Origin of the sequence: Leucobacter komagatae, assembly GCF_000834055.1 — a bacterium.
GTDB classification, from domain to species: domain Bacteria; phylum Actinomycetota; class Actinomycetes; order Actinomycetales; family Microbacteriaceae; genus Leucobacter; species Leucobacter komagatae_A.
In genome coordinates this window covers 85098-106442 of the sequence record NZ_JXSQ01000009.1, presented here as the reverse complement: position 1 = coordinate 106442, position 21345 = coordinate 85098, and the positions used below count along the sequence as shown (strand labels likewise).

At 66.9% G+C, this 21345-nt stretch carries 18 protein-coding genes; 9 read left to right on the top strand and 9 right to left on the bottom strand.

Annotated features, from left to right (window positions below):
* Positions 1-92: 92 nt before the first annotated feature.
* From SD72_RS08625 to SD72_RS08610, 4 genes are all read right to left on the bottom strand, one after another.
* Positions 93-1355 (bottom strand): ABC transporter substrate-binding protein, encoded by a 1263-nt coding sequence (locus SD72_RS08625; protein ID WP_042544031.1) that lies wholly within the window; start codon positions 1353-1355, stop codon positions 93-95.
* 290 nt (positions 1356-1645) lie between these two features.
* A complete protein-coding gene (locus tag SD72_RS08620) occupies positions 1646-2908 on the bottom strand; it encodes an ABC transporter substrate-binding protein (RefSeq protein WP_042544030.1) in 1263 nt (420 codons plus the stop codon).
* A gap of 143 nt (positions 2909-3051) precedes the next feature.
* Positions 3052-6801 carry an AAA family ATPase gene (locus SD72_RS08615; RefSeq protein ID WP_042544029.1) on the bottom strand — a complete coding sequence of 1250 codons (3750 nt, stop codon included), beginning with the start codon at positions 6799-6801 and terminating at the stop codon, positions 3052-3054.
* A gap of 100 nt (positions 6802-6901) precedes the next feature.
* Positions 6902-7549, bottom strand: coding sequence for a hypothetical protein (locus SD72_RS08610; RefSeq protein WP_042544028.1), 648 nt, complete (start codon positions 7547-7549; stop codon positions 6902-6904).
* 120 nt (positions 7550-7669) lie between these two features.
* Here SD72_RS08610 and SD72_RS08605 point away from each other — a divergent pair, with 120 nt between their 5' ends.
* Together SD72_RS08605 and SD72_RS16945 are read left to right on the top strand one after the other, a co-directional pair.
* A complete protein-coding gene (locus SD72_RS08605) occupies positions 7670-9043 on the top strand; it encodes an MFS transporter (protein WP_042544027.1) in 1374 nt (457 codons plus the stop codon).
* Between the two features lie 4 nt (positions 9044-9047).
* The gene (locus tag SD72_RS16945) at positions 9048-9872 is read left to right on the top strand and encodes a helix-turn-helix domain-containing protein (protein WP_052492562.1); all 825 of its coding nucleotides are present in this window, start codon (positions 9048-9050) and stop codon (positions 9870-9872) included.
* A gap of 156 nt (positions 9873-10028) precedes the next feature.
* Here SD72_RS16945 and SD72_RS08595 read toward each other — a convergent pair whose 3' ends face one another.
* The 3 genes from SD72_RS08595 to SD72_RS08585 form a co-directional block, all read right to left on the bottom strand.
* Entirely contained in the window at positions 10029-13673 is a 3645-nt protein-coding gene (locus SD72_RS08595; RefSeq protein ID WP_042544026.1) for an efflux RND transporter permease subunit, read from the bottom strand.
* Between the two features lie 171 nt (positions 13674-13844).
* Positions 13845-14231, bottom strand: a complete 387-nt coding sequence (locus SD72_RS08590) for a DUF4260 family protein (protein WP_042544025.1) — start codon at positions 14229-14231, stop codon at positions 13845-13847.
* A gap of 36 nt (positions 14232-14267) precedes the next feature.
* Positions 14268-14825, bottom strand: coding sequence for an OsmC family protein (locus SD72_RS08585; protein WP_042544063.1), 558 nt, complete (start codon positions 14823-14825; stop codon positions 14268-14270).
* A gap of 206 nt (positions 14826-15031) precedes the next feature.
* Between SD72_RS08585 and SD72_RS08580 the strand changes: the two genes are divergently transcribed.
* From SD72_RS08580 to SD72_RS08565, 4 genes are read left to right on the top strand one after another with little or no spacing between them, the layout of a single operon-like run.
* Positions 15032-15784 (top strand): alpha/beta fold hydrolase, encoded by a 753-nt coding sequence (locus SD72_RS08580; protein ID WP_042544024.1) that lies wholly within the window; start codon positions 15032-15034, stop codon positions 15782-15784.
* A 53-nt stretch (positions 15785-15837) separates the two neighbouring features.
* On the top strand, positions 15838-16530 hold the full coding sequence (locus tag SD72_RS08575; protein ID WP_042544023.1) for an HAD family hydrolase: 693 nt from the start codon (positions 15838-15840) through the stop codon (positions 16528-16530).
* A gap of 52 nt (positions 16531-16582) precedes the next feature.
* Complete coding sequence (locus SD72_RS08570) at positions 16583-17140, top strand: GNAT family N-acetyltransferase (RefSeq protein ID WP_042544022.1); 558 nt, start codon at positions 16583-16585, stop codon at positions 17138-17140.
* A gap of 47 nt (positions 17141-17187) precedes the next feature.
* Positions 17188-17673, top strand: a complete 486-nt coding sequence (locus SD72_RS08565) for a GNAT family acetyltransferase (protein ID WP_042544021.1) — start codon at positions 17188-17190, stop codon at positions 17671-17673.
* A gap of 190 nt (positions 17674-17863) precedes the next feature.
* Here the strand turns inward: SD72_RS08565 and SD72_RS08560 are convergent, their stop codons facing one another.
* Complete coding sequence (locus SD72_RS08560) at positions 17864-18352, bottom strand: MepB family protein (RefSeq protein WP_232299701.1); 489 nt, start codon at positions 18350-18352, stop codon at positions 17864-17866.
* A 9-nt stretch (positions 18353-18361) separates the two neighbouring features.
* A complete protein-coding gene (locus SD72_RS08555) occupies positions 18362-18874 on the bottom strand; it encodes a DUF1648 domain-containing protein (RefSeq protein ID WP_042544061.1) in 513 nt (170 codons plus the stop codon).
* Between the two features lie 132 nt (positions 18875-19006).
* Between SD72_RS08555 and SD72_RS08550 the strand changes: the two genes are divergently transcribed.
* The 3 genes from SD72_RS08550 to SD72_RS08540 all read left to right on the top strand — a co-directional run bounded on the left by SD72_RS08550 (position 19007) and on the right by SD72_RS08540 (position 21283).
* A complete protein-coding gene (locus tag SD72_RS08550) occupies positions 19007-19828 on the top strand; it encodes an isocitrate lyase/PEP mutase family protein (RefSeq protein WP_042544020.1) in 822 nt (273 codons plus the stop codon).
* A gap of 105 nt (positions 19829-19933) precedes the next feature.
* On the top strand, positions 19934-20410 hold the full coding sequence (locus SD72_RS08545) for a DNA methyltransferase (RefSeq protein ID WP_084767006.1): 477 nt from the start codon (positions 19934-19936) through the stop codon (positions 20408-20410).
* Positions 20411-20422: 12 nt separating this feature from the next.
* Positions 20423-21283, top strand: coding sequence for an isocitrate lyase/PEP mutase family protein (locus SD72_RS08540; RefSeq protein ID WP_042544019.1), 861 nt, complete (start codon positions 20423-20425; stop codon positions 21281-21283).
* Positions 21284-21345: the final 62 nt, after the last annotated feature.

Genomic DNA, 21345 nt, shown 5'->3' with positions numbered 1-21345 from the left:
AGGCGCCTGCGTCGCGGCACAACACCGGTGGCCCCGACTCCAATCAAGGAGCCGGGGCCACCGGCGTTGTTGCGTGTGGGTTGAGCGTTGGGTTATCCCTCGATCTCACCAACCGCGACTGGCGTGTTCGTCGCGTCGTACTTGTAGATACCGATGAGCGCTGACGACGGCTCGTTCTTGTCGGTCAGCGGGCCGCTGCCTGCGCGGCCCTCGTAGTGGATCTCCTTGCCGTCTTCGAGCAGTGCGAGGCAGTCCTTGTAGGTGTCGCAGGTTTCGCCACCGTCAGCTCCGGAGACCGCTGCGAGGTTCGCAATGATCGTGTCGGTGTCGGTGCCGCCACCCTTCTGGGCTGCGAGCGCGACGAGCATGACGGCGTCGTAGGACTCAGGCGCGAAGTTCGTGCTCTGCGTGGCAGTACTGTCTGCAGCGACGAGTGCGTCGAGGAACTCACCCTTCGATGCGCGGCCGGGCGTTGTGCCCTGAGCGCCTTCGAGGAGGCCGTCGTCGAACTCTTCATACGGAACAGTGTTGCCGTCGACAAGGTAAAGCTTCGAGAGATCGAAGTTCTGCGACGCAAGCTCTGGGATGATCTGCTTCGCCTCTTCGTAGCTCACGATCGCGATGGCGTCTGGCTTCTTCGAGAGCGCTGCGGTGACCTCAGAGGTGAAGGTCGTCTGTCCCTCTGGGAATTCCTCGCCAGACCCCTTCGCGCCGTAGACGAGCTCAGCGCCAGCCTCCTCAAGCGTCTCCTGGAAGTTGTCGCGCAGCCCGATGCCGTAGTCATTGTTCTGCGCGAGCATTGCGACGGTGGTGTTGCCGTCTTGCAGCACCAGGTTGCCAAGCGCGCGGCCCTGGATGATGTCGGAGGCAATCGTACGGAAGTACAGGTCGTTGATCCCTGACATTGCGATGCCGGTGTTCGAGGGCGACCCCATGAGGATCCCGGCTTCGGTGAGACGCGGCATTGCAGCGTTCGAGTTGCCTGTGCCCATCGCTCCGAGGACGAACGCGGGGTCTGCCTTGATGATGTCGTCGACGCTCTTGTTCATGATCGTGGGATCTGAGGCGTCGTGTTCGTTGCCTTCGACGACGAGTTCAACATCCTGGCCGAGCACGCCACCGGCGTCGTTGATCTCCTGCATCGCGAGCTTTACCGCCGCACGCGGGCCGAAAATGAGATGCGCGAGCGTTCCGGTCTGTGGCAACAGTGTGCCGATGCGCAGTGCGCCGTCGCTGCTCCCCGATGGAGTGTCGTCGGGGGCGGTGTCGGTGCCCGTGGCACACGCTGAAAGCACGAGTGCTGCGCCGGCAAACAGTGCGACCGCACCGGCAGTCTTCTTGGAGTAAACCCTCATTGGCTACGCCTTTCCATACGTTTTGGTAGGCCCCACCTTTGGGACCGTACTTTCGTAGCGTAATGCCGCGCGAACTCCTTGTGGAGACTATCAACCAGCCCGAGACTAACTTGTTAGATTTCGACTATCCCTGTGCGGGAGATTTGCGACGTCACAAAGCCAGATCAGGCGGTATCGCGACCTCCAAGCAACGCTACATCGCGGCACCACCGAGTGCGCGGTGCCGCGATGTAGCGATGTAGCGATGTAGCGATGTAGCGATGACCGGTCGCGGTGTGGGTTCCGTCGCGCTATCCCTCGATCTCCCCGACGGCGATGGGCGTGTTGGTCTCGTCGAACCGGTAGATGCCGATGAGGGCGGACTCTGGTTCGTTCTCTGCTGTGAGTGGCCCGCCACCGGCCTGTCCCTCGTAGTGGATGTCCTGCCCGTCCTGCAGCAGTTCGAGGCACGCGGCGTAGGTTCCGCAGGTCGCGCCACCGTCAGCGCCCGACACCGACCTCAGGTTCTCGAGAATCGTTTCGGTGTCTGTCCCGCCGCCACGTTCGGCCGCGAGTGCGACGAGCAGCACGGCGTCGTAGGCTTCTGGGGCGAAGTTGGTGCTCCGAGTCGCGTTGCTGTCCGCGGCAACTAGCGCGTCGAGGAAGTCACCTTCTGTCGCACGGCCAGGCGTGGTGCCCTGCGCTCCCTCGAGCAGCCCATCGTCAAACTCGGGGTACGGGATTGTGTTTCCGTCGACGAGGTAGAGCTTCGTGAGGTCGAAGTTCTGCGCCGCGAGCTCGGGAATGATCTGCATGGCCTCCTCGTAGCTGACGATCGCAAGCGCCTCCGGGTCGAGCGCGAGCACTCCCGTCACTTCGGGCGCGAACGCGGTCTGGGTCTCCTGGAATTCTTCGCTTGCCCCCTTCGCGCCATACACAAGCTCTGCACCGGCCGCCTCGAGCGTCTCCTGGAAGTTGTCGCGAAGCCCGATCCCGTAGTCGTTGTTTTGCGCAAGCATGGCGACTCGTGTGTGCCCGTCCTGCAACACGAGATTGGCGAGCGCCTTGCCCTGAATGATGTCCGAGGCGATTGTCCTGAAGTAGTAGTCGTTGATCCCGGAGAGCTGGACGCCGGTATTCGAGGGCGACCCCATGAGGATGCCGGCCTCGCTCAGCCGCGGCATCGCCGCGTTCGTGTTGCCTGTGCCCATGGCGCCCAGCACGAAGGAGGGGCTTGCGGCGATGATGTCGTCGATGCTCTTGTTGATGATGGTGGGATCCGATGGATCAAACTCGTTGCCCTCAACGACGAGCTCAACGTCTTGGCCGAGCACACCACCCGCTTCATTGATCTCCGCCATGGCGAGCTTGACTGCTGCCTGCGGGCCGTAGATCAGGTGCGCCAGTGTCCCCGACTGCGGCAGCAGCGTCCCAATTTTCAGCGGGCCTGTGTCTCTCGCGCTGTCGCCAGTCGAACCAGCGTCGCCGTCGTCCGTTGCGCAGCCAGCGAGGCCGAGCGCGGCGACTGTCAGGAGCGCGAGCGCAGCGGTCGTTTTGCGTGCGTGAAACCTCATCACCAGCACCTCTCAGTTGCGTTTGAGCCCGTTCGGGCCGTTTGCATCGAAGGCTAGCCCGCAACAGAAGATTTGCGCAGTAATGTTGCAGAGTTGCAACACGGGTGTTTGGTTACGTTTCGGGCTGACGCGCGACGGCGCCGCTATGCCTCTGCCCCGAGGCGCTGCCCGACGACCGCCGAGATTCCGTCGCGCCGCATCGAGACACCGTAGAGCGCATCAGCGATCTCCATCGTGCGCTTCTGGTGCGTGATGACGATGAGCTGCGAGGTCTCCCGCAACCGCTCGAACACGTGCAGCAGACGCCCGAGATTGGCGTCGTCGAGCGCCGCTTCGACCTCGTCCATGATGTAAAACGGGCTCGGTCGCGCTTGGAAGATCGCGACGAGCAGGGCGACGGCCGCGAGGGAACGCTCACCGCCGGAAAGCAACGACAGCCGTTCGACCTTCTTGCCTGCCGGCCGCACGGAGATCTCGATGCCTGTCGTCAGCAGCTCGTCGGGGTTTGTGAGCGCGATCTCGCCCGTTCCGCCGGGGAACAGGATCGGGAACACCTCGGCAAACGCCGCGCGCGTGTCTTCGAAGGCTGCGGCGAAGATGCCCTGCATGTGTTCGTCGAGCTCTTCGATGATCTGGCGCAGGTCGGCGCGCGTCTTCGTGAGGTCGCCGAGCTGTTCTACGAGGAACTTGTGGCGCTGTTCGAGGGCCGCGAACTCCTCGAGTGCGAGCGGGTTGATGCGCCCGAGCTCGGACAGGCGGCGCTCGGCTTTTGCGAGCCTGCGCTCCTGCTCGGCACGAACGAACGGGATCGTTTGGCGCGCACCGGTCTCTGTCGGTGCCGGCACGCCGTCAGCCTGCGCATGCTCCCCCGCTGCATCGTCGTCGCCACTTGCTGGCTCGGTCAGGCCAAGCTCTGCGGCCAGTTGCTCTTCGAGCGTCCCGACACCGTTGCCAGGATCGGGGGAAACAGAGCTCGACGTTGCACCGTTCTCGCTCTGTGCCTGCGACGGATCCCCGTCGCGCTCGACGGGGATACCGTTGTCCGGCCCGTATTCCGCGACGAGCACGTCTTCGACGAGTCCGAGCTCGTTGCCCGCGCGCTCGAGTAGCGAAGAGAGCTGCAGCTTACGCTCGTAGCTTTTGAGCTCTGCGCCGTGCACGAGCTCGGTGAGTGACTGCAGCCGAGTGCGCACCTCGGACTCTTCAGAGCGCAGCAGTGTGAGCTCCTGGCTGTTGCGGGCGCGCTCCTGCTCGGCTGCCTGCTGCTGGGTGCGCGCTTCCGAGAGTGAGCGGTCGCAGGCGTCGAGGATGTCGGGGAGCGCAGCCGCGACGCGTTCGGCCCGCGCGACCTGCCTGGCGCGGAGCACAGCGCGCCTCGCGGCCTCCTCTGCGGCACGGCGTTCGGCCTCGAACTGCTCGGCGACTGCGACGCTGCGGCTCTCAGCTGCGCGGGCCCGCTCCTTCGCGGTCTCGAAGGCGAGTCGCGCCTCTATCTCGAGCGAGCGCGCCTGGTCCACCTCGGCGAGCAAACCATCACGCTGGCTCGCGTCGAGGATGGGGCGCGGTTTCGACTCGGCTTCCTGGAATGCGCGGACGGCGCTGGCGGCCTGTTCTGTGGCTTCGTCTTCTGAGCCGCTGACGCCCGCGAGCGCCGTCGCCGCTCGCTCAGCTTCGGAGCGCGTCGCCTCCGCGCGCACAACGAGCTGTTGGCGGCGGCGCGCGTGCTCGGCGAGGCGCGCGTCGGCCTCGCGCAGCTCGGCGTACGCGGCGCGGCTCTCGGCCTTCAACCTGGCGACGAGCTCGCGCTGCTCGGCGAGCGCGGCGGCTGCCGTTGCAACCTCTGTCTCGACCTCTGCCATGCGCCGCCTGGCCTCGGTGAGGTCGGCGGTGAGTTCGATGCGCGATGGCGCGAGACCCGATCCACCAGAGAGCGTGTGCTCGGTGAGCACGTCTCCCTCGGCTGTGACGACGGTGAATCCCCCGCCAGCGAAGGCTCGCGCGAGTTCGGCGGCGCCGCGCACCGCGGCCGCCGTGTCGCGCGCGACGAAGCTTCTGGCGAGCAGGCCGCGCACGCCAGCGGGCGCGTCGAGGAGCACGTCGGCGACCGCAACGAGGCCGTCAATCACCGGCGCCGCCTTGGGCGCCTTCGCAGCGTCCGCCGGCGCACGCCCGGCGTCTTCCAGAGCAGAACCCGCGCGAGCAATTACGGCGCGCAGCCGGCCCAGATCGCGATCCCTCGCGTCCTCGACGGCGGATCCTGCGATCTCAGCGGTGTCGACGAGCAGCGCGTCCGCGAACTGGCCCAGCGCCGCCCCAACCGCAGCCTCGTACCCCTCACGCACCCGCACGTGGTCGGCGACGCGGCCCATGATTCCCGGTTGAGACTCGGCGAGCAGCGCGCCAGAGGCGTCGCGTTGGTCGAGGGATCGCGCGAGTGCGCTCACTCGCGCTTCGAGACCCGCGGCTTCCTGCTCGAGCGCGTGGAGCGTGCCGCGGAGCTCGTCGACCCCGGCGTCGGCTGCCGTCTCTCGTTCCTGGGCTGCGCGGTACGCGCCGTCGAGGCCGCCCTCTGGCAGCTCGGCGGACTCGCTCTCGGCCTCGAACGCCGTGAGTTCGGCCTGCGCCGCTGCCGCTCGCGTCTCGGCCTGCTCGACCGCCTGCGTGCGCCGCTCAAGCTCGGCCGCGATCGTCGTTCGCTTCTGTTCGGCGGCGTCGACGCGCCCCCTGAGCGCGGAGAGCTCGAGGTCGTGCTTCGAGACGAGCTCAGCTTGCTCCTGGATGTGCTCGTCGACCGCGTCGAGGGACTGCTGCGCGCGCCGCGTCGCCTGCTCGGCCGCCCGCCACGCGTCCTCGCGCTCTGGGATGAGCCCTGCGAGTTCGTGGGCCTCCTCGCGCGCCTCGTCGACGGCGGATCGGCTCGTGAGGGAAACCTGATCGGGCGCTTCTGACTGCGTCGCGAGGAAAGTGAGTCGCTGCTGCGCCTGGGCGAACAGCCCGCGCAATTTCGACTGCGAGCTCTCGAGCGCGAAGGTGACGCGGCGGGCCGCATCGAGCTCGTCTCCCTGCTGCTCGTGTTCGAGGCGTTCGATCCGCAGTTGCTTCTGCTCGACCTGCTCCTGCAGCACGATCCGCTCAGAGTGGCGCTCGGACTCGTCCTTGGCGAGGCTCGCCAGCTCGGTTCGCAGCCGCGTGACGTCGTCGGCGAGCAGTCTCGCCTTCGCGTCGCGCACCTCAGCCGCGATGCCCTGCGCCTGCCTCGCGACCTCAGCCTGCCTGCCGAGTGGCTTGAGCTGGCGGCGGATCTCACCCGCGAGGTCATTAAGCCGCGTGAGGTTCGTCTCCATCGCGTCGAGCTTGCGGAGCGTTCGCTCCTTCCGCCTGCGGTGCTTGAGGATGCCCGCGGCCTCCTCGATGAAGCCGCGGCGATCCTCCGGCGTGGCCCTGAGCACCGTGTCGAGTTGGCCCTGGCCGACGATGACGTGCATCTCGCGGCCGAGGCCGGAGTCGCTCAGCAGCTCTTGCACGTCGAGCAGCCTGCAGGATTCGCCGTTGATCGCGTACTCGCTCGAACCGTTGCGAAACAGGATCCGGCTGATCGTCACCTCGGTGTACTCGATGGGGAGCGCACCGTCGGAGTTGTCGATCGTGAGCCGCACCTCCGCGCGGCCGAGGGGCCCGCGGGTCGAGGTTCCGGCGAAGATGACGTCTTCCATCTTGCCGCCGCGCAGGGTCTTCGCTCCCTGCTCGCCCATGACCCACGCGAGCGCGTCAACGACGTTCGACTTGCCCGAGCCGTTCGGCCCGACGATCGCGGTGACCCCGGGTTCGAACTGAAAGGTCGTCGGCTGCGCGAAGGACTTGAAGCCGCGGAGGGTCAGGCTTTTCAGGTGCACGCCGTATCCTTCCCGTTTTCGCAAAGCTCGCGCAGATTATTCCCACACACTACCGCGTGGATCGTTTCCGATCCCTTAGCCCGCGCCGTTCTGCGCTGCGCTACCCCGCGCCGCCAGCTCGCACGAGTGTTCCCACTACGGCCCACGCGCCAAGCAGTGCTGCGACGACCGCTGCGGCGAGCGCGAGCCACCGCCCCCGCGGGGCAAGGGATGCGAGTGCGAGGCCGTAGCCCAGCGCAGCGACGATCAGGATCGGGAGGGACCTCCCGGCAAACAAGACCGTCATCTGCCAGAACTGTTCGAAGCAGGCCCCCGCAGCCCCGCACCCGCCGGTTCCTTGGCTCGCCCCCGAGAGCAGCATCGGCGACCAGAGCAATGCGTTCAGCAGCACGGCTCCCACGCACGCGCTCGCGCCGAACAGTGCCACCTGCGTGAGCGGCTGGAAACGGGCGAGCCAGCGTTGGAGCACTGCGGCGAGCGCCGCGCAGACAATCACTGGGAGGAGCAGCGAGATGATGAGGGTGGCCAACCCCGGCAGGTAGTATCCGTTGCCCAGCCACTGCCAGACGATAAGGTTTTGCAGCGCCCTCCCCGCCACCAGCGCTGCGAGCATCCCCGCTGCGACCCGCCATGCCCTTCCCCACACGGTGAGCTGCCGCCAACCCGCCGCGACGGAGCCGCCGTACTCACCCGCGATGGGCTGCTGGCGGAGCGGCTGTGCGTGTGCGCGAGGCGGTGGGAGAGACATGAGGGCAACACTACCGGCGGCGCGGTGCGTGGCAGGGGCACAGTCCTGCGACCGCGTGACTGCGCCCACTTGACTGTGCCCACTTGACTGTGCCGCGGCGGCACGGTTTTTGATGGGTGTATGACAAGACACACTCTCGCGTACTTTGGTTCCTACTGCCTCTCCCTGCTTGGTAACGGCATCGCCTCGGTGCTGTTTCCGCTGCTCGTACTCGCGAAGACCGGTGACGTGCTTGCCGCCGGGATTGTCGCCACCGCAACTACGGGCGTCGGCGCGGTTATTGGCGTCTTTGCGGGCGTCATCGTTGATCGCTTCAATCGTCGCACTGTCTCGATCATCAGCGACACGCTGTCCGCGTTGTCGGTCGCGGCGCTTCCCATCGTCGACGCGGTATGGGGGCTCAACCTCACCTGGTTTGTCGCGCTCGGGGTGTTTGGGGCGTTTGGGGACGTGCCGGGGCTCACTTCACGCGAGAGCATGCTGCCACGGCTTGTCGCACACCAGCACGCGCAGTCGGGAGCACTCGATCGCCTGGTCGGCGTACGTGAGGCGCTGAGCGGAGTGCTCTTGATCGTGGGCCCGGGACTCGGTGGGCTGATCGTGTGGCTGGCCGGCGTGAGTTCTGCGGCGATGTGGATCACCGCTGGCACCAGTCTCGCGGCCGCCCTGGTGACGCTCACGCTCCCGCGCGACATCGGTACTGTGCTCGCGAGCACCGCCGGGCAGAGCGGTTCACCGGACGCCGCTGACCCGTCACAGCGCCCGGGCGCCGCTGGCGTTACTGGCGTCTTGCACGACCTACTCGAGGGTTGGAAGTTCCTGCTCGGTCACCGGCTGGTGCTCGGCGCGACGGCGCTATCGGCGCTCTCTGTCGTGGTGCTGACCGCGCTGCAGGTCGTGGTTCTCCCTGCGTACTTCACAGAAGTTGACCTCCCCGGCCTCACCGGGCTCGTGATCTTCGGTATCGCGCTCGGCAGCATCGTCGGAGCGGGCGTGTACGCGGCCACGGTTGGCCGCGTCTCGCGACGCACGTGGTTCATCGTGAGTGTCTGCGGATCGGTGATCGGCTTCCTCGCCCTCGGCACCCTCGCCTCGCCGTGGGTCGTGCTCGCCGCGACGGTGTGGATCGGTCTCACGAGCGGCCCGTTCTCGGCGCTCCTGGGCGTGGTACAGATCGAGGCAATCCCCAACGAGTTGCGCGGCAGGGTGCTCAGCTCTCAGAACGCGGTCATGCTCGGAGCCCCGGCGGTACTCCTCACGCCAATAGCCGCACTTGCTGCCGGTTTCGGCCTCGTCGCCGCCGGCCTCTCGGTTGGGGCGCTCGTCACGCTGGCGATGCTCGCTGCGCTCGTTGCCCCGGCGTTCCGCTCGCTCGATACAGTCCCACTGGGCACCCCCTCGACTCCACAGGGTAGTCTCCCCGTAGCGCAGGGCTTGCCGCCCACCGAGCAGCAGTCTTCGCATTCGCCGCAACCGCCGAACACGGAGGTGTAACCCCATGCCTTGGAGCACACGGGAGCTTGCAGAGCTCGCGGGGGTGAGTCTCCGCGCGATCCGCCACTGGCACGATCTCGGTTTGCTGCCTGCCCCCGCTCGCCGCGCGAACGGGTACAAGGAGTACACCGGTCAGCACCTCGTGCTCGTGCTGCGCATCAAGCGCCTCACCGCGCTGGGCTTCGGCCTCGAACGGGTGGCAGAGATCATCGACCACGAACGTTCCAGCGAAAACGCCCCAGCGCACACCTCCGCAGGTGAGGCGCACCTCACCGACCTGCGGAGCGAACTCGACGCGCGTATCGCGGAGCTCACTCGGGTGCGGGCCGAGGTCGATGCGATCTTGCGCGACGGCGGCCCGCCCGACCTCGCCCCACCTGCGGCGGCCCTGTATGGCGCGCTGCGGGGCGGCCAAGTGACGCCCGTCAGGGAGCCGGCGACCGGCGCGGGCCCCGACGACAGCGTCCACTCTGCAAGGGTGAACCGAGACCTCGCGGTCGTGCTCGGTCATCTCACGCCGACGCACTACATCTCGGCCATCGCCGACACGCTCGCGAACCTGCCCCCCGAGATGCACAGCCTAGAGCGTGAGGTGATGCGATTACCTACGGATGCCAGCGAGTCAGAGATCACGCAGCTGTCTACCGTGCTCACTTCGGCGATGCGCGCCTTTATTACTGAGCACCCCAACCATGCCGAGCTCGCCGAGATCGAAACGGGGCCGGCGGTCGATACCCCGCTTGTCACCGAGCTCGCGTTTGAACAGCTGAATGGAGCCCAGCGGCAGGTGATGTCGCGGGTCATGTCCGCGCTCTCCGACCTTGGCTAACCCGGCCTGGGCTGAAGGGCCTCGCGAGAACATGTGCCGCTTCCGAGTACGCACCGTCCATCCCGAAGCAGGGTGCGTACTCGGAGGCAGGGCTCAGACTCTGGCTGAGCGCCCGCGGAGAGGAGGAGCCTCGGTCGACATCTTCCCCGAGTCCGACTATTCGCCGCCGCGCTCGGGCAGCGAGCTATCGCCGAGCTCGAGCACCTCGGTAATGTCGTCGGGCCCATCACTGACTGCACCGCCTTCGAGCTTGGCCGCGCGAGCGGCCTCTCGAGCTTCACGCTTCGCAGCGCGCTTTTCGACCTTGCGTTCGCGCCTGCGCTCGACCAGCGTGTAGAGCACGGGTACGAGGATGAGCGTGAGCAGCGTCGACGAGACGAGCCCGCCGATGACGACGATCGCGAGTGGGCGCGAGATGAACACACCGCCGCCGGTGAGCCCGAGCGACATCGGCACGAGCGCGAAGATCGTCGCCGCGGCGGTCATGAGGATCGGCCGGAGCCTGAGTCTTGTGCCGTGTTCGACTGCCTCATCGAGTGTTGCGCCGCTGTCACGGAGCCTGTTGATGAGGTCCATGAGCACGATCGCGTTGGTCACCACGATGCCGATGAGCATGAGGAGGCCGATGAGCGCCGGGAGCCCGAGCGGCACCCCGGTGAGGAGCAGCCCGAGGATCGCGCCCGTTGCTGCAAACGGGATCGAGATGAGCAGCACGAGCGGCCCGCGGAAGTTGCGGAACGTCGCGACCATCACGAGCAGTACGAGCATGATTGCCGCGAGCATCGCGATGCCGAGCTGGCCGAACGCTTCGTCTTGCTCAGCGCTCACGCCGCCGAGCTGGAAGCTCACGCCTGCTGGCAGGTCGGTCGTCGCAATGGCCTTATCAACGGCGCGGTTGGCGGCATCGAGCTGGCCGGTCTTTGGCGTCACTGAGAGCACGACCTGGCGTTCACCATCCTCACGGATGATCACCGGAGCGGTCTGTTCCTCCTCGACGGTCGCGATCTCAGACAGCTTCAGCGGCGTGCCCTTGACTTCGGTCGCGGCCTTCGTCTCGGCTTCGGCTGCCTGCTGATCGACAAGCTGCTGCGCCATATCGCTCTGGCTCTGCCGGAGCGCCGCGATCTGCTCGTCGATGCCTGCGATCCCGCTTTCGGCGCCTGCGATCGCGCCCTGAATGCCCGCGAGCATCTCGGCGCGTTCCTGCTCGGCCTTCTGCTTGCCCACATCCTTCGGGTCGAGCGGCGGGTACGGCACGACTGGCAGCTTCGAGAGCTCAGCGAGCTGTGCGTTGAGGTCTCCGAGCTGCTGCACGAGCTCGGCGCGCTGGTTTCCGGCCTCGGCGATCTGATTGCTGAGTTCGTTGTTCCCCTTCAGCCGCGCCTCTTCGGCTTCGGCCTCTGCCTTGTCCTGGAGCACATCGCTTGCGGCCTTCTGCGCGAGCGCGGTCTGCTGCGGGGTGACGGGCAGCAGGAGCTCGCCGAGGTTTGCCGGCGTGTACTCCGTGCCGGGGGTGCGCAGCACGATGTCGCGCTCTGAGCCCGCAAGCATGATCCTGCCGATGGTCTCGCCCTGCATCGCATCCTGGATCGCCTTCGCGACGCTCGTGCTGTCGAACCCGAGGCGCGCAGCCTTTGCCTCATCGAGCTGCACCCGCATGATGGGCTGCTCGCCCTTGATGTCGCTGTATACGCTCTGCACACCCTTCGCGTCTGCGAGTTCCTTTTCGAGGAGTTCGCTCGCCTCGCGCAACGCGGCCGGATCGTTGCCGCGGATCTGGAGCGCAATACCGCCGCCGCCCGCGTCACCGACGAACGCGTCCTGTGTTTCGAGCCGCAGCTCGCCGGCATCGTCGAGTCCGTCGAGCGTCTTCTCAACCGCGCTGCTGACAGTGTCGACGTTTGCGCCGTCAGCGAGTTGCAGGCTGTACGAGATCGTCGGCTGGCCTTCGCCGCCGACGGGAATGGTGGTCATCACGTCGCGCACGCCGGAAACCTTGCCGAGCGCCTGCTCGACTGGCTCCGCCTCGCCGACGAGGTCGGTAGCCCCCTCCGTGGGGGTCTGCGAGAGCTGCAGGCTTTCCTGCCCCGTTGAGCCGAGGAAGTCGGTCTTCAACAGCGTCGCCATTCCGAGCGTGAGCCCGAGGATCAGCGCGGAACTCACGAGTGTGATCACCGGGTGCCGGCGGGTCGCCGACAGCGCCGGCATGATCGCGCGCTGCAACCGGTCTGGCGCGGTGTGGATCTCGTCGAGTTCTGACGGCACGTGGTCGGGGTCGGCGCCGTCGGTGAGGTCTCCTATTTCCCCGGCACCAACTGCACCGTGCGCCCGCTTCGGCGCCTTCTGCATGAACCAGAACGCAAGCACCGGAACGATCGTGAGCGCGACGACGAGCGATGCGAGCAGCGCGATCGACACGGTGATTGCGAACGGGCGGAAGAGCTGCCCGGCCATGCCCGAAACGAACGCGATCGGGAGGAACACTGCGACGGTGGTGAGCGTCGACGCGGTGATTGCTCCCGCGACCTGGCGCACCGATGCGACGACGCCCTCAATGGTGAGCGGGCCGGTGCCGCGCCTTCTGCTGATGTTCTCGATCACCACGATCGAGTCGTCGACGACGCGGCCGATCGCAATGGTGAGCGCGCCGAGCGTAAGAATGTTGAGCGTGTTGTCGGTTACCTGTAGCCCGATGAGGGTGATGAGCAGCGACAGCGGGATCGAGACGGCCGCGATGATCGTCGACCGCCATGAGGCGAGGAACGCGAGGATCACGAGCACAGCGAAGGCGAGGCCGAGGCCACCCTCAACGGCGAGGTCGTGGATCGACTGCTCGATGAACGGCGCCTGGTCGAAGATCGTGACGAACTCGGCTTTCAGCCCTGGGGCCTGCCGGTCGAGCTCGGCGGTGACGGCGTGCGAGATCTGCACGACGTTCGCGCCGCGCGCAGGCATGATCTGGAGCGTGAGTGCCGGGTTGCCGTTCACCCGCGAGATTGTCTGCGCGGGGATCGCCTCGGTGCGCACGTCGGCGAAGTCCGAGACCCGCACGACGCCGTCTTCGGTGACGATCGGCAGCGCGCCAATCTCCTCTACCGTGCTGAGCGCGGTGCCAACCGTGACGGGGATCGATCCCCCATCGCCATCAACCTGGCCGGCAGGCAGGCTCGCGCCGTTCGCCTGTAGCGCCGCCTGCACGAGGGCTGGCTCGACTTTTAGTTTCGCTACGTCGGCTGGGCGCAGATCCACAACGATCTGCTGCTCCTCACGACCCGACAGCACAGCCTTTTGCACACCAGGCAGCGCCTGGAGAGCCGGGACGACACTCTGCTCGAGGGCGTCGCCGAACTCGGTCTCGTCGCCCGACGTTCCCGCGCTGAGCATCATTGCCGGCATGTCGTCTGCGCCGCCCGAGAAGACCTCGGACTGCGCGCCGCTCGGGAAGCTCGGCTTCAGCGCATCGAGCGTTGCGCGGATCGTGCGCAACGTCTCTTCGGCGTCCTCATCAAACGGCCACTCGACCATGATGTTTGCGAAGCCGCTCGACGTGTCGGAGGTGACGCGGGTGACACCCGGCACCGACTTCAGCGCCTGCTCGGTCGGTTCGGTGACCGCCTTCACGAGTTCCTCGGGCGCGAGCCCGTCTGCCTGCACCGAGACATACGCCATCGGCACCTTCATCGAGGGCATGAGCTCTTGTTTGAGCGCCCCCATCGAAATTATGCCGAGCACTGCGACCGCAAGGGTCACGAGGCCAACGATCAAACGGTTTTTTAGACTCAGTCGAGTGAGCGGGGTCATAACGCCTTTCGGGCAGAGCGGACGCTCTTACCCATCAAGCTTGGCGTCCTGGCCCCCTGCCGCGCGTCGTACCCAGGTACGACACGTCTCCACCCACGGGATGATCTTCCCGGGCGTGGCGCGATGTCGCCTCACCCCAAACCACTGCAGCAGCCGCTGCGAGCGCGGCTACTACACGACGGGGATAATGCTCCCGTCGGCCGCTCGCAGCCCGAACCCGAAGGCACGATCCGCCGCGATATGCACGAACCATGCGAGGCCGGCGAGGCCCACCGCCCAGATTCCGCCATTGATCCCGCCCGTCAGCAGGAACACTGCGACGCCAATGGCGAGTACCCCAACAGCGATCGGCACACTGTGCATCGTGTTGTAGAAGGACACGCGCTCGGGCCTGAGCTTGCCAGGCGCAGCGAAGGCTCCTATGAGTGCGACATCAGGCAGAATGGCGAACACGATTGCAACGGCAGCGGCGCCCCAACCGAACCACACGCACCACAGCACGGCAATGACCAACCAAAGCGCGGCAGTCATGCCCCAAATCACACGTGAATAGCCCATGCACCAATGCTACGGGGTGCGCGCTGGGTGCGGCGGCTACGCTCCCTTGGTCACCGTGACGGAGACCGGGGTCGGGTTCGCGAAGAGGTCGTAGACGGGGCAGTTGATGTCGACAGCGTCGCGCAACTGCTCGTAGCGTTCCTGGCTCTCCGGGCCGGTGAGTTCAACGTTGAGGCGGATCGCGCTGAAGCCCGGCCGCACCGTTTCGTCCTTGCCGAGGAGGCGCGCCGCGTCAAGGTCACCCTCCGCGGTCACACGGACGTCGTCGACCTGGATCCCCAGGGCTCGGGCGTAGAGCCGGTAGACGACCACCTGGCAGCCGACCAGCGCACCGAGCGCGTACTCGACCGGGCTCGCGGCGACGTCGTCGCCTGCGAGCGGTGCTGGCTCGTCGATAACGAATTCGTGCTTGCCCGCGCGCACCTGCGTCGCAACGCTTCCCACCCCGACACCGTCGGCACGGTAGGTGAGCTTTGATGAGTCACGGTTCGCGTCGATCCGCGCGATCCAGGCTGCGCCGGCGGCGTCGAGCCGCTCGGCACGCTCGTCTGCGGTGATCTCGGGGACGATGGTTGCTTCGGTGAGAGTAGTCATGGCGGAAACGTTACGCACGCGTCCGTCCGGCCGCACGCTGCCGCGAAACACTCGGAAACGCGGCGTTACGCAACGTCATGTTCGGCACAACGCGGGTTGATTTCTTGCGCAGGAAGGCCCGCCCGAGTATGCGATTGCGCTCGCCACGTGGGCCCGCAAGCGCGCGCCGCTGCCTCTCCCCTCGGCCGCTGTTATGCTTCGGCAGTATGAACACGATGATTTCGGGAACCGGATCGGATGTGCTCTTGCTCCACGGCGGCGGCGTGTCCGGCTGGATGTGGCGCCCGGTGCTCGCCCAGCTCACAGGCGAGGTGCGAAGCATCGTCCCCGACCTTCCCGGTCACGGCACGAGCGGATCGATCGACTACGTCTCACACGCAGAAACGGTCGCTCGGATCGCTCAGCTCATTCGCGATCAGGCACACCGCGGCGCCGTGGTTGTCGGTTTCTCCCTCGGCGGCCAGCTCGCAATCAAGCTCGCGAGCGAGTACCCAGAGCTCGTGCGCGCCGTGCTCATCGTCAGCGCAGAGACCCGGCCAGCGCCCGCCAGGGCTGCCACCCTCGCGTTACTCAAACGCACGGCCCCGCTCGCACGGCTTGAGTGGTTCGCGAAGTTGCAGGCCAAACAGTTAGGCGTCCCCAGCTCCTATCTCGCGGAGTACGTTCGAGACAGCCAGGCGCTGAGCGTAACAACGCTGCTCGCAAGCGTCGGAGAGAACCTCGCATTCGAGCTGCCGCGGGCGTTCTCCGACTACGCACGACCGACGACGGTGGTTGTCGGTCAGCGCGAGCGCAAACTCATGCACGAATCCGCGCGGCTCACTCATGCGGCGCTCCCCCAGAGCACACTCATCGTCGCGGAGCACGCCGCACACGATGCGCCGTTCACGATGCCCAGCCTCATCGCCGACGAGATCCGCGCACTCCTGCGCGCTTCTGGTCCGAGCCACGCGAAATAGCCACCCAACCGGCCATTCAACGCATCGAACAGGAGCACGCCCCGGCGCACCCCATGACCACGCACGTCTACTTCGATTTCTTCGGCACCCTCGTCGACTACGACCCGTCCGTTCTACCGTCAGCCGGAAACGCCCCCTTCGACTTCGCCGAACGTCACGGCTGCGCTGTAACGCCAAGCGAAGCAAGTGCAGCGTGGCAGCGCGCCTGGACCGAGGTCGACGGAGCGGCAGCGGAGTCGGGCCGCGAATGCTCGATGCTCGATATTGCTGCGCGCTACGCCGAGCTGCTCGGCGGCCGGTGCACGACGTTGCCGCCGACATCGGAGGCGCTCGAGCGGCTCGTCGCCGAGTACCTGGATGTCTGGACGGCTGGGATCCGTCTCGCGGATGGAGCAGTCGACTGCCTGGTTGACCTCGGCCGAGACCACACGCTCGCCGTCGTGAGCAACACGCACGATGCGGCACTCGTCCCGCGCATGCTCCAGCGGTTCGGCATCGCCGGGCACTTCAGCGAAGTCTTCACCTCCATCGCACTCGGCTGGCGCAAGCCGCACCCCGAAATCTTCCGCGCGGTGCTCGCGCACGACGGCATTGCCGCGGGCAGCGCTGCGTTCGTCGGCGACAACTGGTCGGCAGACGTCGAAGGTCCGCGGGCACTCGGCATGCGCGCCTTCTATGTTGGGGCGTCAGCGGCTGAAAGACAGCCGGTATCGCTCACCGACCTGCCTGCGCTCATCCGCGCGTAGCTTCGCCCTCTCAAGGGGTGCGTCCGCGATCAGCGCCTGCGACAATGAAGCCGTGATCCTCACCACCTCCCGCCTTGCGCTCCGCGAAATGACCGAGCAGGACGTGCCAGAGCTCGCCGCGATCCTGCAAGACGCGACGACAATGACGGCCTACGAGGGACCGTTTGACGACGCGATGGTGGCCGCATGGTTCAAGCGGATGCGCTCCCGCTACGCAACCGACGGCTTCGGGCTCTGGGCCGTCACGCTCCGTGAACCGGGCAGCGCAGGCACCGGTTCCGCCTCCGCCGGGAGGATGGTCGGGCAGTGTGGCCTCACCGTGCAGCGGGTCATGGGAGAGGACGTAGTCGAGGTCGGCTACCTCTTCAACCGAGCACACTGGGGGCAGGGCTACGCGACGGAGGCAGCGGCCGCGTGCGTCGAGTATGCGTTCGAGAACCTCGGCGCGGAACGCGTATACGCTCAGGTGCGCGACACGAACCTCGCGTCGATGAACGTCGCGATACGCCTCGGCATGACCGTGCGCGGGCGCTTCGTGAAGCACTACCGCGGGGTCGACATGCCGCATCTGGCATTCGCCATGGACCGGCCCGCAAGAACCGCGGAATAGCCGCGGCAGCAGCTTCCGACGCCGAAAGCATGAGATAGCTTGTTGGGATGAACACTGAGGGAGCAGCGTCAATCCGCGAGTTCTGTGCGGCCGACACCGACAGCACGATCGCGCTGTGGGAGGTCTGCGGGCTCACTCGCCCATGGAATGATCCGCGCGCGGACATCGCGAGGAAGCTCAGCGTGCAGCCGGAGCTGTTCCTCGTAGCTGAGGTCGGGCCGACCGCGCCAGGAGCACAGGCGGGCACGGTCAGTGGTCGGGAGCCTGGTGAGATCGTCGGCAGCGTCATGGCAGGCTACGACGGGCACCGCGGCTGGATGTACTACCTCGCAACGGCGCCAGAGCACCGCGGGATCGGGCTGGGTCGCGCACTCGTCGCCGAGGCCGAACGTAGGCTCGAGGCCATGGGGTGTCCGAAGGCGCAGCTCATGGTGCGTTCGGACAACGCCGCCGCCGTCGGCTTCTACTCCGGCCTCGGCTACGAGACCAACGACGTGCTCGTGCACGGCAAACGCCTCATCGCTGACGACTGAGCCCCGATCCACACGCAGGCGCCCAGGCTGCCCGCGCGCCAGAGTGCGCAGCGACCCGCGCTGCCCTCACGGCGCTGCGCTCGGCCCGTATCTCTCATTTCTGCAATAGCGAGGACAGCAGCTTCCCGATTCGACCTACCTTGTGCAGATCCCAGGTCTTCTGCGGCTTCCCGTCCGAGATCCGTGGCCGCTACGCGAGCCGCTCGAACGCGGGCGCCTGAAGCCGCTGCGTGCGGGTCGCCTGAGCGTTGAGGCCGGTGCTCCATGCGGGATAGACGCGGAAGCCGCGCTTGCCGCCAGCGGCGTTCGAGCGGGTGATGCCGAGCTCTGCAAGCATGGTTCGACTGAAGCGGAACACCCCGAAGCGCTCCCCCTCGTCGACGAGCACGAGGAGGCCCTCGGCGCGGTCGTCGGACGCGAACGGTCGCGTTGCCCCGTCTTCGCCCCGTTCCCAGACCGCGACGAACGCGCCGGGTTTGGTTGGGGTCACGCGGGCGGTGCGGATCCGCCAGAGTTCACCGTCGATGCGCACCGTGCCGGATTCGTAGCCGCTGCTCTCCTCTTCGGGCCACGGACCCTCGACCGGCACCGTAGGGCCTACAGCAGCGGCTGTGCCGCCGTCACCTCCGGCCTCGGTGTGGCGCAGGGCGAGGAGTCGCTCGAAGCTTGAAAATCTCACCGGAGAAGCCTACCGCCGACCTCCCGCGGCTCGCACTGACCGTACGATCCCGACGACGGCCGCTGCGAGCATGCCAACCATCGAGACCGCGATCGCGAGCCCGGGGTCGATGTCGATGAGCGATCCCAATCCCATGCCAACGTACGCCATCGTCATCGCGGCGCATACCCAAACGAGCGTGCGCTCACCCTCGCGATAGACAGCCTGAGCGTTCTCCTCAGTCACCTCGACCGGGTAGTTAAAGACGTGCGGCCGGAACGACAGCCATGTGATGGCGCTCGCCAAGACGGTGAAGACACCGACGAGCATGAGGATCGCGCTCCGCGGCCCCCAACCGTCAGCCTTCCCTGCAACGTTGAAGTGGATCGGGATCGTCTCCGGCAGGCTCGGGTAGCTCGCGAGGAGCACGACGCTCATGGCGAGGGCCACGCCGAGCGAGATCCAGCGCAGCGACTTCGTCACGGGGCCGGTCACGTAGTCGGCGCGGGGTCTGCGCGCTGCTCGTACGGGCGGCCTGCTCATGCAGCCAGCATATCTATCGCTGTACTGGCGGGATACCCAGTTTGAGCGCACTGGCAGCACCGCGACGAGCTCGTTCACCGCCGCGTCCGATTTCCGCGGGACAAGCCTCAGCAGAACTGATGAAATAGCATCATGCAACCAATTAATTCTCTTGCCGAACGCTTTCACTCGCTGCACGATCCCAAGCACCCGCTCGCGCTGAGCAACGCCTGGGATGTTGCGAGTGCGATCATCGCGGAACAAGCCGGCGCCACTGCCGTCGCGACGACAAGCGCTGGCATTGCCTGGTCCCTCGGGGCGCAAGACGGGGACCACCTCGACCGTGATCAGGCCGTCGCCGCGATTGCCCGCATCGCAGCAGCGGTACGTGTGCCGGTGACCGCCGACATCGAGGGCGGGTTCGCCGAGGCTGAAGGCGGCATCGCGCAGAGCATTGCGATGGTCCTCGATGCTGGCGCTGTCGGCGTCAACATCGAGGATGGATCCCTCGCCGCCGAGGAGTTCGCGAAGCGGATCGCCGCGGCGCGCGACGCAGCCGACAGGGCGGGCGTGAACCTGTTCATCAATGCGCGCACTGACGTGTTCCTCCGCGGTGAGGGAACCGAAGAGCAGCAGACTGGTGAGGTGCTTACCCGTGCGGCCAGCTATCTCGCGGCCGGGGCAAACGGCATTTTCGTGCCCGGCGCGAGAAGCGCGACCGCCATCGCCGCTCTCGTCGACGGCGTTCCTGCCCCCGTGAACGTCATGGTTGGCGCAGGCGCCCTTCCCGTGCACGAGCTGAGGGACCTCGGCGTCGCGCGCGTAAGCCTCGGCTCCGACGTTGCACAGGCCGCATACGCTGTCGTTCAGCGAGCCGCCACGGAGCTCCTCACAGTCGGCACCTATGACGCGCTCGCTGGCGGCTTCGCCTACGGCACCCTCAACGAGCTCCTCGCCCCGAAACCCCGCGCCTAGCTGCGATACTGCCCGCGTATTCAGTTTCCGCTCGATCCCACGCTCGCCACGACGCACGCGACGTTTGAGGCGGAGCGCCCGAGCGAGGCCGAGGAAGACGTCCACATGGTCGCCGCGCTCGTGGATCACGTACTTGAGCGGTGCAGCGCCTCTGGCGATCTCGTGTTCGACCCGTTTTCGGGCTTCGGCACGACCGTTGAACGGGCTATTGCCCTCGGCCGCAGGGCGGTCGGGATGGAACTGCTGCCCGAGCGCGTCGAGCAACTGCAGCGTCGCGTCCCGTCAGCGACAGTGATCGAGGGTGACGCCCGCGAGCTGTTGCGCCTCGTTCGCGCGGCTTCCCCAGCTATCCCCGACGCCTCCGTTGACCTCGTGCTGACGTCGCCGCCCTACATGACCGCTGAGGATCACGAGGCCGATCCACTCACCGCATACGAGCACAACAACGGTGACTACGGGCGCTCTTCGGTCACGCCAACATGTTCGCCGGGCTCCGTGAGCGTTGGGGCGGAGCGAGCTGAGCAGCCGGTGCCAAATCCGCTACCGTGTCCGATGTTCGCGAGAGCGCCCTCCTCCAACTGATGTAATAGCAGGATGCAAGCACCGAACAGCACAGCCGCTCATTTCCGTTCACTCCACGATCCCGCGCAGCCGCTCGCGCTGAGCAACGCGTGGGACGTCGCGAGCGCGATCGTCGCCGAGCGGGCAGGTGCCAGGGCAGTCGCAACAACGAGCGCCGGCATCGCCTGGTCGCTTGGATCCCAGGATGGCGACAAGCTCGACCGCGACCGGGCCATCGCCGCGATCGCCAGCATCGCCGCCGCCGTGAGCGTTCCCGTCACCGCCGATATTGAGGGCGGCTTCGCCGAGGCACCTGGCGGGATCGACCGCAGCATCACCTCCGTCATCGAGGCCGGTGCCGTCGGCGTGAATATCGAGGACGGCACGGTTCCGCCGGACATCTTCGCCGAGCGTATCGCGGCGGCCCGCGCCGCAGCCGATCGCGCGGGCAGCGAGCTGTTCATCAACGCCCGAACCGACGTCTTCTGGCAGACCAGCAGTCAGCCTGGTGCCCAAGCAGGCAGCAAGCAGGCCGGCAACCAGGAGGGCGAGCGGCTGGAAGCCGCGCTTGAGCGCGCGGCAGCGTATCTCGCGGCTGGCGCCGACGGCATCTTTGTGCCCGGCGCGAGCAGCCCGGCCACGGTCGCCGCACTCGTCGCCGGCATCGCGGCTCCCGTAAATATCCTTGTCGGCCCTGGGAGGCCGACCGTCGGCGCGCTGCGGGAGCTCGGGGTCGCACGCGTGAGTCTCGGCTCGGAGGTCGTGCGGGCCGCCTACGCCGTCGCGCAGCGGGCGACGCAGGAGCTGCTTACCGGGGGCACCTACGGTTCCCTCGATGGGGCTTTCGCCTATGGCGAGCTCAACGGCATGCTCGCGCCGCGATCCGCGGAGTAGGGCTGGCTGGCCCGGGGCCCGCGGCGAGCTTGTTCCCGCGCCCCGCGCCCCGCGAACCCGGC

What these genes read in the sequence shown, in the direction of transcription:
- SD72_RS08625 (WP_042544031.1), bottom strand. Translation starts at nt 1,355, where the DNA reads ATGAGGGTTTACTCCAAGAAGACTGCCGGTGCGGTCGCACTGTTTGCC.
- SD72_RS08620 (WP_042544030.1), bottom strand. Translation starts at nt 2,908, where the DNA reads ATGAGGTTTCACGCACGCAAAACGACCGCTGCGCTCGCGCTCCTGACA.
- SD72_RS08610 (WP_042544028.1), bottom strand. Translation starts at nt 7,549, where the DNA reads ATGTCTCTCCCACCGCCTCGCGCACACGCACAGCCGCTCCGCCAGCAG.
- SD72_RS08605 (WP_042544027.1), top strand. Translation starts at nt 7,670, where the DNA reads ATGACAAGACACACTCTCGCGTACTTTGGTTCCTACTGCCTCTCCCTG.
- SD72_RS16945 (WP_052492562.1), top strand. Translation starts at nt 9,048, where the DNA reads ATGCCTTGGAGCACACGGGAGCTTGCAGAGCTCGCGGGGGTGAGTCTC.
- SD72_RS08595 (WP_042544026.1), bottom strand. Translation starts at nt 13,673, where the DNA reads ATGACCCCGCTCACTCGACTGAGTCTAAAAAACCGTTTGATCGTTGGC.
- SD72_RS08590 (WP_042544025.1), bottom strand. Translation starts at nt 14,231, where the DNA reads ATGGGCTATTCACGTGTGATTTGGGGCATGACTGCCGCGCTTTGGTTG.
- SD72_RS08585 (WP_042544063.1), bottom strand. Translation starts at nt 14,825, where the DNA reads ATGACTACTCTCACCGAAGCAACCATCGTCCCCGAGATCACCGCAGAC.
- SD72_RS08580 (WP_042544024.1), top strand. Translation starts at nt 15,032, where the DNA reads ATGAACACGATGATTTCGGGAACCGGATCGGATGTGCTCTTGCTCCAC.
- SD72_RS08575 (WP_042544023.1), top strand. Translation starts at nt 15,838, where the DNA reads ATGACCACGCACGTCTACTTCGATTTCTTCGGCACCCTCGTCGACTAC.
- SD72_RS08565 (WP_042544021.1), top strand. Translation starts at nt 17,188, where the DNA reads ATGAACACTGAGGGAGCAGCGTCAATCCGCGAGTTCTGTGCGGCCGAC.
- SD72_RS08555 (WP_042544061.1), bottom strand. Translation starts at nt 18,874, where the DNA reads ATGAGCAGGCCGCCCGTACGAGCAGCGCGCAGACCCCGCGCCGACTAC.
- SD72_RS08550 (WP_042544020.1), top strand. Translation starts at nt 19,007, where the DNA reads ATGCAACCAATTAATTCTCTTGCCGAACGCTTTCACTCGCTGCACGAT.
- SD72_RS08545 (WP_084767006.1), top strand. Translation starts at nt 19,934, where the DNA reads ATGGTCGCCGCGCTCGTGGATCACGTACTTGAGCGGTGCAGCGCCTCT.
- SD72_RS08540 (WP_042544019.1), top strand. Translation starts at nt 20,423, where the DNA reads ATGCAAGCACCGAACAGCACAGCCGCTCATTTCCGTTCACTCCACGAT.